The organism is Bradyrhizobium sp. NC92, assembly GCF_025200865.1.
In the GTDB taxonomy this organism is placed as follows: domain Bacteria; phylum Pseudomonadota; class Alphaproteobacteria; order Rhizobiales; family Xanthobacteraceae; genus Bradyrhizobium.
Genome location: NZ_CP104171.1, coordinates 1,320,552 through 1,334,980, shown reverse-complemented (window position 1 = coordinate 1,334,980; position 14,429 = coordinate 1,320,552). Strand labels below are relative to the sequence as shown.

Below are 14,429 nucleotides of genomic sequence, written 5' to 3'. Positions count from 1 at the left end.
ATCGACAGGCAACCAAGCAAACAAAAGTGCGAAGCCGCGGACGCCGTTGAAGCACTCGATCCCGGAGTTCCCTACGAAAGTAGGTGGGCACCATATGTCCGAGCCCACGGGCCCGGCCAGGGACAGTTCCCTAAAGGATCGATAAGGCCCCGGGGATATATGGCTCCTGACGCACGTCGCAGCCTCGCGCCGCCAATGTAACAACGATACTGACGAATCGCCAGTGCGACGAGCGGGGGGCTTTCTTACCCTCCCCTGGAGGGGTCCGGGACGAGCGAAGCTCGCCCGTGGGTCGGCTCACATGGAGCGCAGCGAAATGTGAGACGGGGTGGGGTGACGGTCTCTCCACTCGAACAGTGCCCGTGGGGAGAGATCACCCCACCCCGCTCGCGCTGCGCGCGATCGACCCTCCCCCTCCAGGGGAGGGTAAGGCGCGCGGCCCCGTCGAGCCTAACAATTTGGTCGAGTCTTCCGAAGAGCTTCAGCCGATCGCGATGCCGTTGCCTACCGTCCGGTTCAGCACCTGCGTCGACTTCTCGATGCGCTCGGCGGCGGCATTGAGCGCGTTCACCACCGCGGTCTGCGTCATGCGGGCGCGCTCGACGGCGGCGTTGCGGAAATCCCTGAGCTCGGTCAATTCCTGCTCGAGGGTGCGGACGCGGTTGGTGGTGTCGATCAGCTCGTCGCAGACGGTCAGCGCGGCCATCACGGTGAGCCGCGCATCGCCGATCTCGCCGAATTTTCCGCGCAGCGACTGGATACGCGTCTCCAGCGTTTCGGCGAGCTTGAGCAGCCGTACCTCCTGGCCCTCCTCGCAGGCCATGCGGTATTGCCGGCCATTGATGGTGACGTTGATGTGGCTCATCCGTCCTCTCCGGTATCGAGCACCGAGCGTATCGTGACGATCGCGGAATCCAGCCGGTCGGAGATCTCGCGATTGGTGCGCTCGAGCTTGCGTGCCTTCACCAGCGCACCGTCGAGCTCGTCGGCAAGACGCGAGCGATCCGCGCCGAGCGCCTGGATTCGCGCCGCAAGCTCGTTCTCGTCGCGATCGGCGTCGCGCCGCCGCTCCACCGCACTTTCGAGCGCGTCGAGCGCCGCCATCAGTCTGCGGGTCGCAATCTCGATCTCGACGGCGGAAGACTCCGTCATGGCGGAACTGTTGGATACGCGATCGTTCATGCAGCTAGCGGCGGAACCTGGCGGCCTTTGCCCAGTGGCCTTTCCCTGGAGCTTGCCGTCCGGCAAAAGACTCGGTTCGGCAAGCGGTTAGAAGCAGAAATTTACGTGGCAAGCTAGCCAAGCGCAACGCCGCCGCAAAACTATGCACCGATCTATCGGGATGACATCGTGATGATCCGTCCATTCCGCCCGGCGCGATCCGAGCGGAAACCGATGTCCACATGGGCAACTTTTGCGGCCAAACCGGCGTTTGATTGCCTTGGACTCCCGGAACCGAGGTGCTATCCCAGCCCCGACCTTCAGTGGCCGCCAGGCTCCTCCCCGCGCGGGCAACCATCGCCAAGCGCCTCTTTTCAGACGGATTTTCAGACATGACGCAGGTCGATCACACCCGTATGGCCAACGCGATCCGCGGCCTTTCGATGGACGCTGTCGAGAAGGCGAAATCGGGCCATCCCGGCCTGCCGATGGGCGCCGCCGACATCGCCACCGTGCTGTTCACGCAGTTCCTGAAATTCGATGCCGCCGCGCCCGCCTGGCCGGACCGCGACCGCTTCGTGCTCTCGGCCGGACACGGCTCGATGCTGCTCTATTCGCTGCTGTATCTCACCGGCAATGCCGAGATGACGCTGGACCAGATCAAGCAGTTCCGCCAGGTCGACTCGCTGACCCCCGGCCATCCCGAGAACTTCCGCACCAACGGCATCGAGACCACCACCGGCCCCCTCGGCCAGGGCATCTCGACGGCGGTCGGCATGGCGCTGGCCGAGAAGATGCTGGCGGCCGAGTTCGGCAAGAAGATCGTCGACCACCACACCTATGTGCTCGCCTCCGACGGCGACCTGATGGAAGGCGTATCGCAGGAAGCGATCGCGATGGCCGGCCACTGGAAGCTCAACAAGCTGATAGTGCTCTATGACGACAACGGCATCTCGATCGACGGCCCGACCTCGATCGCCGATTCCGTCGACCAGGTGAAGCGCTTCAAGTCGGCGGGCTGGGCTGCCGAGAAGATCGACGGCCAGGACCAGGCGGCGATCGCCGACGCCATCACGCGCGCGAAGAAATCCAACAAGCCGACGCTGATCGCCTGCCGCACCACGATCGGCTTCGGCGCGCCGAACAAGGCCGGCACCTCCAAGGTGCACGGCGAGGCGCTCGGGGCCGACGAGCTCAAGGCCGCCAAGGAAAATCTCGGCATCGCGCTCGAGCCGTTCGCGGTCGCCGACGACGTGCTGAAGGCCTGGCGCGCAGCCGGCGACCGCGGCGCCGCGGCGCGGCAGGAATGGGAAGCACGCCTCGGCGAACTCGGCAGCCGCAAGCGCGCCGAGTTCGAGCGTCGCCTGCGTCATGAGCGTCCGGCCTCGCTGGCAAAGGCCGTGCGCGCTTACAAGAAGGAGCTGCTGGAAAAGCCGATGATTGCGGCAACCCGCAAATCCTCGGAAGCCGTGATCGAAGTCATCGCCGGCGCCATGCCGATGGAATTCCTGGCCGGCTCGGCCGACCTCACCGGCTCCAACAACAACAAGGCGAAGTCGGCGACCGCCTTCTCGGCCAAGACGCCGAAGGGCCGCTTCATCCATTACGGCATCCGCGAGCACGGCATGGCCGCCGCGATGAACGGAATTTTCCTGCATGGCGGCTTCGCGCCCAACGGCGCGACCTTCCTGGTGTTCACCGACTACGCACGGCCTGCAATGCGCCTTGCCGCCTTGATGGGCTCCGGCGTCGTTTACGTCATGACCCATGACTCGATCGGCCTCGGCGAAGACGGCCCGACCCATCAGCCGGTCGAGCATCTCGCTGCGCTCAGAGCCATTCCCAACATGCGCGTGTTCCGTCCCTGCGATGCGATGGAAGTCGCCGAGTGCTGGGAGCTCGCGCTCAACCGCGTCGACGGCCCGACCGTGCTGGCGCTCACGCGGCAGAACCTGCCGCAGCTGCGGACCACCGCACCGAACGATAACCCTTGCGCGGCCGGTGCCTATGAACTGGTCGCCGCCCAGGGCGAAGCCAAGGCGACGCTGTTCGCCTCCGGCTCCGAGGTCGAGATCGCGGTTGCGGCCCAGAAGCAGCTGGCGGAACGCGGCGTCGCCTCGCGCGTTGTCTCCGTTCCCTCGCTCGAGCTGTTGTTAGCGCAACCAGAGGCGAAGCGCGCCGCCATCATCGGCGACGCGCCGGTGAAGATTGCGATCGAGGCCGCGGTGCGCTGGGGCTGGGATGCCGTGATCGGCCAGGATGGCGAATTCATCGGCATGCATTCGTTCGGCGAAAGCGGCCCCGCAAAGGAGCTTTACAAGCATTTCGGCATTACTGCCGAGGCCGCGGTTAACGCTGTGCTGAAGCGCGTTTCCTGAGAGTTGAGCTTGCCGCAAAAAAGGACTACCTAATCTCCCATATGATCAAGCACCGCCCGGCCGAACCGGGCGTCCGCCCCTAAAAAACCCTCGCAGGCGCGTATAGCGCGTTGTGCGGGATGACAACGGTCATTGAAGGAGACGAAACATGGTAGTCCGCGTCGGAATTAACGGTTTTGGCCGCATCGGCCGCAACGTCCTGCGGGCTATCGCCGAGTCAGGCCGCAAGGATATCGAGGTCGTCGGCATCAACGACCTCGGCCCGGTCGAGACCAACGCCCATCTCCTCCGCTTCGACAGCGTCCATGGCCGCTTCCCCGGCACCGTCACCGTCGATGGCGATTCCATCAGCCTCGGCAACGGCAAGATCAAGGTGACCGCCGAGCGCGATCCCTCGAAGCTGCCCTGGAAGGATCTCGGCGTCGACATCGCGCTGGAATGCACCGGCATCTTCACCTCGAAGGACAAGGCTAGCGCGCATCTGACCGCCGGCGCCAAGCGCGTGCTGGTCTCCGCCCCCGCCGACGGCGCCGACGCCACCATCGTCTACGGCGTCAACCACGACACGCTGACCAAGGATCATCTGGTCGTCTCCAACGGCAGCTGCACCACCAACTGCCTTGCGCCGGTTGCCAAGGTGCTGAACGATCTCGTCGGCATCGAGACTGGCTTCATGACCACGATCCACGCCTATACCGGCGACCAGCCGACGCTGGACACGCTGCACAAGGATCTCTACCGCGGCCGCGCCGCTGCGATGTCGATGATCCCGACCTCGACCGGTGCCGCGAAAGCGATCGGCCTCGTGCTGCCCGAGCTGAAGGGCAAGCTCGACGGCGTCGCGATCCGCGTGCCGACCCCGAACGTCTCGGTCGTCGACCTCAAGATCGTCGCCAAGCGCTCAACCGACGCCAAGGAAGTCAACGCGGCGATGAAGCGCGCCAGCGAGCAGCAGCTCAAGGGCATCCTCGGCTACACCAGCGCGCCCAACGTCTCGATCGACTTCAACCACGACCCGCACTCCTCGACCTTCCACGAGGACCAGACCAAGGTGCAGAACGGCACGTTGGTGCGCGTGATGTCCTGGTACGACAACGAGTGGGGCTTCTCGAACCGCATGGCGGACACCGCCGTCGCGCTGGCGAAGGTGATCTGATCAGGGTCTCGTGTCCCGGCTGCGGTGCAGCGCGCAAGCGCTGCTCCGCAAAGCCGGAGCCCATTCAACCGCGGGACTCGCTGTCATGTGGGTCCCGGTTCTGCAGCGCATCGCTCCGCTGCTATCGCAGCGCCCGGGACAAGAGAGATGACCAACAAATTCCGTACCCTCGATGACGTCGACGTGAAGGGCAAGCGCGTGCTGCTGCGCGTCGACCTCAACGTGCCCATGGAGAACGGGCGCGTCACCGACGCCACCCGGCTCGAGCGCGTTGCGCCGACCATCACCGAGATCGCGGACAAGGGCGGCAAGGTCATCCTGCTCGCGCATTTCGGCCGGCCGAAGGGCCGCGACGCCAAGGACTCGCTGAGGCCCGTCGCCGAGGCGCTGGCGAAGGTGGTGAAGAAGCCCGTTGCGTTTGCCGAGGATTGCATCGGCGAGCCCGCGGCCAAGGCGGTTGCCGACCTGAAGGACGGCGACATCCTGTGTCTGGAAAACACCCGCTTCCACAAAGAGGAAGAAAAGAACGATCCCGGCTTCGTCGCGGAGCTCGCTAAGCTCGGCGACATCTGGGTCAATGACGCGTTCTCGGCCGCGCACCGCGCCCACGCCTCGACCGAAGGCCTCGGCCACAAGCTGCCGGCCTATGCCGGCCGCACCATGCAGGCCGAGCTGGACGCGCTGGAGAAGGCGCTGGGCTCGCCGACCAAGCCTGTCATCGCCATCATCGGCGGCGCCAAGGTCTCGACCAAGATCGACCTCTTGGAAAACCTCGTGACCAAGGTCGACGCGCTCGTGATCGGCGGCGGCATGGCCAACACCTTCCTGCACGCGCAGGGCGTTGCGGTCGGCAAGTCGCTGGCCGAGAAGGATCTCGCACCGACCGCGCTGCGCATCATGGAGAAGGCTGACGCCGCCAATTGCGCCATCATCCTCCCTGTCGACGCCACCGTCGCCTACCACTTCGCCGCCAACGCGCCGTCGCATGCCTATGGGCTCGACGCGATCCCGACCGACGGCATGATCCTCGACGTCGGCCCGCAATCGATTGCGCGCGTCCACGCCGCGATCGACGATGCGGCGACGCTGGTCTGGAACGGACCGCTGGGCGCGTTCGAGATGCAGCCGTTCGACCGCGGCACGGTCGCGGCCGCCAAGCACGCCGCCGAACGCACCAAGGCCAAGAAGCTGATCTCGATCGCGGGCGGCGGCGACACCGTCGCAGCACTCAACCAGGCCCACGTGGCCGGTGACTTCACCTATGTGTCGACCGCCGGTGGCGCGTTCCTTGAATGGATGGAAGGCAAGCCCCTGCCCGGCGTTGAAGTTCTGCGTAGCAAGTAATCAAGCGGCCCTTGCAGGCCCCAACGGGAGACAAAGACAGATGGCTCGGATCACGTTACGTCAATTGCTCGACCACGCGGCGGAGAACGATTACGGCGTACCGGCCTTCAACATCAACAACATGGAGCAGGCGCTGGCGATCATGGACGCGGCCAACCAGGTCGATGCGCCCGTCATCATCCAGGCCTCGCGCGGTGCGCGCTCCTACGCCAACGACGTCATGCTCAAGCACATGATGGACGCGGTGACCGAAATCTATCCGCACATTCCGGTCTGCGTGCATCTCGACCACGGCAACGAGCCCGCGACCTGCATGACCGCGATCCAGGCCGGCTTCACCTCCGTCATGATGGACGGCTCGCTCAAGGCCGACGGCAAGACCCCCGGCGACTGGGGCTACAATGTCGGCGTCACCAAGACCGTGACCGACATGGCCCATCTCGGCGGCATCTCGGTCGAGGGTGAGCTCGGGGTGCTCGGCTCGCTCGAAACCGGAATGGGCGACAAGGAAGACGGCCACGGCGCCGAAGGCAAGCTCAGCCACGACCAGCTGCTGACCAATCCGGACGAGGCCGTGAAGTTCGTGCAGGAGACCAAGGTCGACGCGCTCGCGATCGCGATGGGCACCTCGCACGGTGCTTACAAATTCACCCGCAAGCCCGACGGCGACATCCTCGCCATGAATGTGATCGAGGAGATCCACCGCAAGCTGCCGAACACGCATCTCGTCATGCACGGCTCCTCCTCGGTGCCGCAGGACCTGCAGGACATCATCAACGCCTATGGCGGCAAGATGAAGCCGACCTGGGGCGTGCCGGTGGCCGAGATCCAGCGCGGCATCAAGAACGGCGTGCGCAAGATCAACATCGACACCGACAACCGCATGGCCATGACCGGCCAGATCCGCAAAGTGCTGAAGGACAACCCGGAAGAGTTCGATCCGCGCAAGTACCTGAAGCCGGCGATGGAGGCGATGACCAAGCTGTGCAAGCAGCGCCTGCAGGAGTTCAACACCGCAGGCCAGGCCTCCAAGATCAAGAAGGTGCTGACCACCGCCGAGATGGCCAAGCGCTACGCCAAGGGCGAGCTGGATCCCAAGGTGGCTTGAGGGCCACGTGCACGCTCTCTCGTCCCCCTCGCCCCGCTCTTGCGGGGAGAGGGCGGGGTGAGGGGCTGTTTCCGCATAATTGGTGACAGACGGACTCGCGGAGAGTCCCCCTCACCCGGATTTTACGCTGCGCGCAAAATCCGGCCTCTCCCCGCAAGCGGGGAGAGGCGAAGCCCCCCGCCTCCCGCCCCCTTTACCCTGCGACGAACGATAACTCGGCAATTGCCCGAGAACGGTCTATTTTCACGGGCAAGGGCAGAATCGTTTTGGGAGGACCTCTCGATGAATCTGACTGAGCTCAACAGAATCGCGACCGCCATGGTCGCGCCGGGCAAGGGCATCCTTGCCGCCGACGAATCCTCCGGCACCATCAAGAAGCGCTTTGACGCCATCGGCGTGGAATCGACGGAAGAGAACCGCCGCGACTATCGCGAGATGCTGTTTCGCTCCAAGGACGCCATGAGCCAATACATCTCCGGCGTGATCCTCTATGACGAGACGATCTGGCAGAATGCCAAGGACGGCACGCCGCTGGTCAAGCTGATCGAGCAGGCTGGCGCCATCCCCGGCATCAAGGTCGACGAAGGCACGCAAGGCTTACCGATGTGCCCGGGAGAGCTTGTCACCGTAGGGCTCGACAAGCTCGCCGATCGCTTGAAGAAATATTACGAGCGCGGCGCGCGCTTCGCCAAATGGCGCGCGGTGATCGACATCGGCAGCGGCATCCCCTCGATGACCGCGATCAGCGTCAACGCCCACGCGCTGGGGCGCTATGCCGCGCTGTGCCAGGCGGCGCAGATCGTGCCGATCGTCGAGCCTGAGGTGCTGATGGACGGCGACCACGACATCGAGCGCTGCGATGAGGTGACGCAACGCGTGCTCAACAAGACCTTCCAGGAGCTGCGCGTGCAGCGCGTCGCGCTGGAAGGCATGGTGCTGAAGCCGAACATGGCGATCTCTGGCAAGAAATGCGCAAAGCAGGCCTCCGTCGAGGAGGTCGCGGAGAAGACGATCCGGCTGCTGAAGGCCTGCGTGCCGGCGGCGGTGCCCGGCATCGCCTTCCTCTCCGGCGGCCAGTCGGACGAGGAGGCAACCGCGCATCTCAACGCCATGCACAAGCTCGGTCCGCTGCCCTGGGACCTGACCTTCTCCTATGGCCGCGCGCTGCAGGCCGCGCCGCAGAAGGCCTGGTCCGGGAGGCCTGAGAACGTCGCGGCCGGCCAGCGCGCCTTCAGCCATCGCGCCCGCATGAACGGCCTCGCCTCCAAGGGCGAATGGCAAAGCAGCCTGGAACAGAAGGCAGCCTAGACCTTGTCGAACAAACCGCTTCCGCCGCGCCCGGCGCCGCGTCTCTATCTCGCGACGCCCGTCGTCGATGATCCCGCGGCGCTGATCGCCGCGCTGCCCGAGCTGATCGCGTCCGCCGACGTCGCCGCCGTGCTGCTGCGGCTGAAGGAAACCGATCAGCGCAGCATGACCTCGCGCGTCAAGGCATTGGCGCCGCCGGTGCAGAAGGCGGGCGCGGCACTCCTCGTCGACGGCCACCCCGATATCGTCGCCCGCGGCGGCGCCGACGGCGCGCACCTGCCCGGCATCGCCGCGCTGAAGGAGGCGCTGCCGTCGCTCAAGCCAGATCGCATCGCCGGTGTCGGCGGGCTGACGACGCGACACCATTCCATGGATGCGGGCGAGATGGGCGCGGATTATTTGCTGTTCGGCGAGCCCGATGCGAAGGGCCAGCGTCCCTCGGCACAGGCGATCGCCGAGCGGCTGGACTGGTGGGCCGAGCTGTTCGAGCCGCCCTGCGTCGGCTTCGCCATTTCGCTGGACGAGGCCCACGATTTCGCCCTTAGCGGCGCCGATTTCGTGCTGGTCGGCGACTTCATCTGGGCCGATCCGCGCGGGCCCAAGGCCGCGCTGATCGAGGTCGACGCCGCGATCAAGAAGGCCCATGCGACGGCGCTGGCCGGCCAAGATCCTGCGAGCCAAGATCCTGCGCGCCAGGAGCACGGCTAGCGCCCGACATGAAGCTCCCGTGCATCACCATGCTGGCCACGCTGCTGCTGACCGTCCCTGCGGCCGCGCAGCTGCAGATCACCCCGCCGGCGACGACGCCGAGCGCACCGGCAGAGAAGCAGAAGCCGAAGCCGCCCGCGCCGGCCAAGAAGAAGGAGGCCGCGCCGGCGCCGAAGCCCTCTTCATCTCCAAAGCCGTCCGCCTCGCCCAAGCCGGCAACCGTGATCCCCGCGCCGCCGTCCGACGATCCCAACGTCGATCTGGTGTTCGGCGCCTATCAGCGCGGCCAATACAAGACGGCGTTCGAGCTCGCCACCGCGCGGGCGCAAGCGGGCGATGCCAAGGCGATGACCATGCTCGGCGAGCTCTATTCCAACGCCATGGGCATAAGGCGCGATTACGCCAAGGCGGCCGAATGGTACAAGCGCGCCGCCGATTCCGGCGATCGCGAGGCGATGTTCGCACTCGCCATGCTGCGCATCTCCGGCCGCGGCGGCCCGGTCGACAAAAGCGAGGCGGTCAGGCTGATGGCCTCCGCCGCCAAGCTCGGCGAGCCCAAGGCGGCCTATAACCTCGCTTTGCTCTATCTGGACGGCCAGACGCTGCCGCAGGACATCCGGCGTTCGGCGGAGCTGCTGCGCCAGGCCGCCGATGCGGGCCTGCCCGAAGCGCAATACGCGCTCGCGACCTTCTACAAGGAAGGCACCGGCGTGCCGAAGGACCCCGAGCGCGCGGTGCGGCTGCTGCAGGCCGCCTCGCTCGCCGACAATGTCGATGCCGAGGTCGAATATGCCATCGCGATGTTCAACGGCACCGGCACGCCGAAGAACCAGCCGGCCGCCGTCGCCCTGCTCCGCAAGGCCTCCCGCCAGGGCAGCGCGATCGCGCAGAACCGCCTCGCATGGGTGCTGATCAACGGCGTGGGCACGTCCGTGGACAAGATCGAGGGCTTCAAATGGCACCTGGTGGCCAAGACATCAGGCAAGGGCGACCCCGAGCTCGACAAGCAGCTCTCGGATCTGCCGGCCGATGACCGCGCCAAGGCCGAGGCCGCCGCCAGGAAGTGGCTCGGGTCCAAATGACTTGACGCGGGGCCCCTCACGGGGCACCCAGTCCCCCAAACAGGCGTGTTTCCGCGCCCCTCTCCCCGATCAAGACCAGAAGCATATGCTGTATTCCGCCACTATCAACGTCATGGTCAAGGCCGCGCGCCGCGCCGGCCGCAGCCTCAAGCGCGATCTCGGCGAGATCGAGCATCTCCAGGTCTCGCTGAAGGGGCCGGCCAATTTCGTCTCGCTCGCCGACAAGCGCGCCGAGGAGATCCTCTACCAGGACCTCGCCAAGGCCCGGCCCGGCTACGGCTTCATCGGCGAGGAAGGGGGACAGCGCGAGGGCACCGACAAGAGCCACACCTGGATCGTCGATCCCTTGGACGGCACCACCAACTTCCTGCACGGCATCCCGCAGTTTGCGATCTCGATCGGCCTCGCCCGCGAAGGCACCGTGATCGCCGGCGTGATCTACAACCCCGCCAATGACGAGCTCTACATCGCCGAGCGCGGCAAGGGCGCCTTCCTCAACGACCAGCGCCTGCGCGTCGCCGGCCGCCGCCAGCTGAGCGAATGCGTGGTGGCCTGCGGCCTGCCCCATATCGGCCGCGGCGATCACGAGGAATTCCGCCGCGAGATGACCGCGATCCAGGACCGCGTCGCCGGCCTCCGCCGCTTCGGCGCCGCCTCGCTCGACCTCGCCTTCGTCGCCGCCGGCCGCCTCGACGGCTATTGGGAGCGCGATCTGCAATCCTGGGACATCGCCGCCGGTATGCTGATGGTGCGCGAAGCGGGCGGTACCGTGAGCGATATCGCCACGCCGGGCGACCCGCTGGTCACGGGGCACGTCGTGTGCGGCAATGAGTACGTGCACGGGGAGCTGGTGAGGATCTTGCGGAGGTAATCTCCGCTCGTCATTCCGGGACGCGCCTCTCGGCGCGGGCCCGGAATCCATTCATCGACTGTGATTGCGGCTTGATGGATTCCGGGCTCGCGCTACGCGCGCCCCGGAATGACAGCTTCAGTGGCCCTGCGACGCTGGCGCCGGCCGGCCGTGCGCTTCAGCTTCCCGCGCCGGCGCTGGCTCGCGATCCCCCGCCAGCACGCGCTGCACGGAGACGAAGAACACCGGCACCATCAAGAGCGCCAGAATCACCACGGCGATCATGCCGCCCATCACGACTGAGCCGAGCGCCTGCTGGCTGGCGCCGCCGGCGCCGTGGGCGATGGCCATCGGCAGCACGCCGCAGATGAAGGCGAGGCCGGTCATCAGGATCGGGCGGAAGCGCAGGCGGCAGGCTTCGATGGTGGCTTCGACCAGCGGCTTGCCTTCCTTCCGCAGGTCTTTCGCGAACTCGATGATCAGGATCGCGTCCTTGGCCGCAAGGCCGATAATGGTGATCAGGCCGACGGTGAAATAGACGTCGTTGGGCAGGCTCCGCAGCGTCGCAGCCGCGACCGCGCCGACGATGCCGAGCGGCACGGTGAGCAGCACCGCGAGCGGAATGGTCCAGCTCTCGTAGAGCGCGGCGAGGCACAGGAACACCACGAACACCGACAGTGCGAGCAGGAACGGCGCCTGCGAGCCCGACAGCTTTTCCTGCAGCGACTGTCCGGTCCATTCATAGCCGAAGCCGCGCGGCAGTCTGCCGGCGAGCCGCTCCATTTCCGAAATGGCGTCGCCCGAGGTGAAGCCGGGCCTGGCTTCACCGGAGATGCGCACCGCCGGATAATAGTTGAAGCCGGCGATCTGCGTCGGGCCGCGCGCCCATTCCACCGTGGCAAAGGACGAGAACGGCACCAGCTGGCCGCGGCTGTTCTTGACGTTGTAATTGAGGATGTCCTCGGTCCGCATGCGGTCGCGCGCGTCAGCCTGCACCACGACGCGCTGCATGCGGCCGCGGTTCGGGAAGTCGTTGATGTAGTTCGAGCCGAGATTGGTCGAGATGGTGTTGTTGATGTCCTCGAAGGTGACGCCGAACGCGCCGGCCTTCTCGCGGTCGATCATGAGATTGACCACGCCCGCCTCGGGCAGGCCCTCGATATAGACCTTCTGCAGCACCGGGCTGGCATTGGCCTCCGCGATCAGCTGGTCGGCGGCGCGCATCAATTGCTGATAGCCCTTCTGGCCGCGGTCCTGCAGGCGGAACGAGAAGCCGGAGGAGTTGCCGAGATTGTCGATCGGCGGCGGCTGCAACGCCGAGATCTTTGCGTCGCGGATCGACGAGCCCAGGTCGCGGTTGATGTCGTTGACGATCGCAGCAGCCGAGTCATTCGGCCCGCGCTCCGACCAGTCCTTCAGCGTGATGAAGGCCTGCGCGGTGTTCATGCCCTGACCGGAGAAGCTGAAGCCGGTGAGGAAGGTGACGTTGTCGACGCCCGGCCGCGCGGCCAGATATTTCTCGACCTTCTCGATCACGGCCTCGGTGCGGGCGTAGGAGGAATCCGAGGGCGTCTGCACGTCGGTGGTGACGAAGCCCTGGTCGTCGACCGGCAGGAAGCCGCCGGGCAGATTGACGAAGGCCCAGGACAGGCCGACCAGCAGCGCGGCATAGACCAGCATCAGGCGGCCGGTGCGGTTCAGCGAGAAGCCGACGGTGCGCGAATAGCGCTCCTTGCCGCCTTCGAGCATGCGGTTGAACCAGCCGAACACGCCTCTCTTCGCATGACCGTGGCCGGCCTCGACGGGCTTGAGCAGGGTCGCACACAGCGCCGGCGTCAACGATAGCGCCAGGAAGGCGGAGAAGCCGATCGCGGCGACCATGGTGACCGAGAACTGGCGGTAGATGATGCCGACCGAGCCCGGGAAGAACGCCATCGGCACGAACACCGCCATCAGCACCAGGGTGATGCCGATGATGGCGCCGGTGATCTGCGACATGGCTTTCCGCGTCGCTTCCTTCGGCGGCAGGCCCTCCTCGGCCATGATGCGTTCGACGTTCTCGACCACCACGATGGCGTCGTCGACGAGGATGCCGACCGCGAGCACCATGCCGAACATCGAGAGCATGTTGATGGAGTAGCCGGCGAGCAGCAGCGTGGAGCAGGCGCCGAGCAACGCCACCGGCACCACGATGGTCGGAATGATGGTGTAACGGATGTTCTGGAGAAATAAGAACATCACCACGAACACCAGCACCACGGCCTCGACCAGCGTCGACAGCACCTTCTTGATCGAGGCTTCGACCACGGGCGTGATGTTGTAGGGGATCTCGTAGCTGATGTTGGCCGGGAAGAAGCGCGACAGCTCCTTCATCTTGGCTTCGACCGCGCTCGCGGTGGCCAGCGCGTTGCCGGTCGGCGACATCAGCACCGAAAGACCGGCGGTCGGCTTGCCATCGAGGCGGGTGTTGAACTGATAGCTGAGGCCGCCGACCTCGATGCGCGCGACGTCGCGCAGGCGCACGGTCGAGCCGTCGGCATTGGCGCGCAGGATGATGGCGCCGAACTCGTCCGGCGACGACAGCTGGCCCTTGACCAGCACCAACGCCGAGGTGCGCTGGTTCGACGTCGACGGTTCGGCGCCGATGCTGCCGGAGGCGACCTGCGCGTTCTGCGCGGTGATGGCCTTGTTGACATCGTCGGCGGTCAGCCCGTAGCCGACGAGTTTTGCGGGATCGACCCAGACACGAAGACTGCGCTCGGTCGAATAGAGCGTGGCGCGGCCGACGCCGGGAATGCGGCGGATCTCGCCGAGCACGTTGCGGATCATGAAGTCGCCGAGGCCGACTTCATCCAGGCTGCCGTCGGTCGAGTTCAGCGTGATGATCTGCAGCACCGCACTGGAGGCTTCCTCGATCAGGATGCCCTGCTGCATCACCGCGCGCGGCAGGCGCGCCTCGACGCGCTTGATGCGGTTCTGGACCTCGACCGAGGCGGCGCTGGTATCGGTGCCCGGCTGGAAGTTGGCGATGATCTCGACCTGGCCGAGCGAGTCGCTGGTCGATTCGAAGTTGAGGATGTTGGCTGCGCCGTTGAGCTCCTCCTCGATCAGCCGCGTGACGCTGTTGTAGAGGTTTTCAGGCGAGGCGCCGGGATAGCTGGTCGAGACCGAGATCGAAGGCGGCGCGATGATCGGATATTGCGCGATCGGCAGCAGCGGCACCGCGATCGCACCGATCAAGCAGATGAACAGCGCGACCACCCAGGCGAAGATCGGCCTGTCGATGAAGAAACTCGGCATTGGCCGTTTATCCTCGTTGTTTCGTTAGATCCTC

11 protein-coding genes and 1 other RNA gene are annotated in these 14,429 nt (G+C 65.9%); 8 read left to right on the top strand and 4 right to left on the bottom strand.

Annotation, left to right across the window (positions count from 1 at the left end; translation table 11 throughout):
- Positions 1-27: 27 nt before the first annotated feature.
- The 3 genes from ssrS to N2602_RS06245 all read right to left on the bottom strand — a co-directional run bounded on the left by ssrS (position 28) and on the right by N2602_RS06245 (position 1,182).
- Positions 28-188: non-coding RNA, 6S RNA (ssrS, locus tag N2602_RS06255), on the bottom strand.
- 293 nt (positions 189-481) lie between these two features.
- On the bottom strand, positions 482-865 hold the full coding sequence (locus tag N2602_RS06250) for a cell division protein ZapA (RefSeq protein WP_035998340.1): 384 nt from the start codon (positions 863-865) through the stop codon (positions 482-484).
- A complete protein-coding gene (locus N2602_RS06245; protein ID WP_020608063.1) occupies positions 862-1,182 on the bottom strand; it encodes a DUF4164 domain-containing protein in 321 nt (106 codons plus the stop codon). The genes N2602_RS06250 and N2602_RS06245 overlap by 4 nt, the downstream gene beginning before the upstream one ends.
- Positions 1,183-1,553: 371 nt before the next feature.
- Between N2602_RS06245 and tkt the strand changes: the two genes are divergently transcribed.
- The 8 genes from tkt (at position 1,554) to N2602_RS06205 (ending at position 11,116) form a co-directional block, all read left to right on the top strand.
- Complete coding sequence (tkt, locus tag N2602_RS06240; protein WP_260382075.1) at positions 1,554-3,539, top strand: transketolase; 1,986 nt, start codon at positions 1,554-1,556, stop codon at positions 3,537-3,539.
- Positions 3,540-3,687: 148 nt separating this feature from the next.
- On the top strand, positions 3,688-4,695 hold the full coding sequence (gap, locus tag N2602_RS06235) for a type I glyceraldehyde-3-phosphate dehydrogenase (protein ID WP_172784841.1): 1,008 nt from the start codon (positions 3,688-3,690) through the stop codon (positions 4,693-4,695).
- Between the two features lie 147 nt (positions 4,696-4,842).
- On the top strand, positions 4,843-6,039 hold the full coding sequence (locus tag N2602_RS06230; protein WP_260382074.1) for a phosphoglycerate kinase: 1,197 nt from the start codon (positions 4,843-4,845) through the stop codon (positions 6,037-6,039).
- A gap of 40 nt (positions 6,040-6,079) precedes the next feature.
- On the top strand, positions 6,080-7,147 hold the full coding sequence (fba, locus tag N2602_RS06225; RefSeq protein ID WP_025034030.1) for a class II fructose-bisphosphate aldolase: 1,068 nt from the start codon (positions 6,080-6,082) through the stop codon (positions 7,145-7,147).
- Positions 7,148-7,429: 282 nt separating this feature from the next.
- The gene (locus N2602_RS06220) at positions 7,430-8,455 is read left to right on the top strand and encodes a class I fructose-bisphosphate aldolase (RefSeq protein WP_260382073.1); all 1,026 of its coding nucleotides are present in this window, start codon (positions 7,430-7,432) and stop codon (positions 8,453-8,455) included.
- 3 nt (positions 8,456-8,458) lie between these two features.
- On the top strand, positions 8,459-9,163 hold the full coding sequence (locus N2602_RS06215) for a thiamine phosphate synthase (protein WP_260382072.1): 705 nt from the start codon (positions 8,459-8,461) through the stop codon (positions 9,161-9,163).
- Positions 9,164-9,171: 8 nt separating this feature from the next.
- A complete protein-coding gene (locus N2602_RS06210; protein WP_260382071.1) occupies positions 9,172-10,245 on the top strand; it encodes a tetratricopeptide repeat protein in 1,074 nt (357 codons plus the stop codon).
- Positions 10,246-10,330: 85 nt separating this feature from the next.
- Positions 10,331-11,116, top strand: a complete 786-nt coding sequence (locus N2602_RS06205; protein ID WP_260382070.1) for an inositol monophosphatase family protein — start codon at positions 10,331-10,333, stop codon at positions 11,114-11,116.
- A 117-nt stretch (positions 11,117-11,233) separates the two neighbouring features.
- Here N2602_RS06205 and N2602_RS06200 read toward each other — a convergent pair whose 3' ends face one another.
- A complete protein-coding gene (locus N2602_RS06200) occupies positions 11,234-14,395 on the bottom strand; it encodes a multidrug efflux RND transporter permease subunit (protein ID WP_260382069.1) in 3,162 nt (1,053 codons plus the stop codon).
- Positions 14,396-14,429 lie beyond the last annotated feature (34 nt).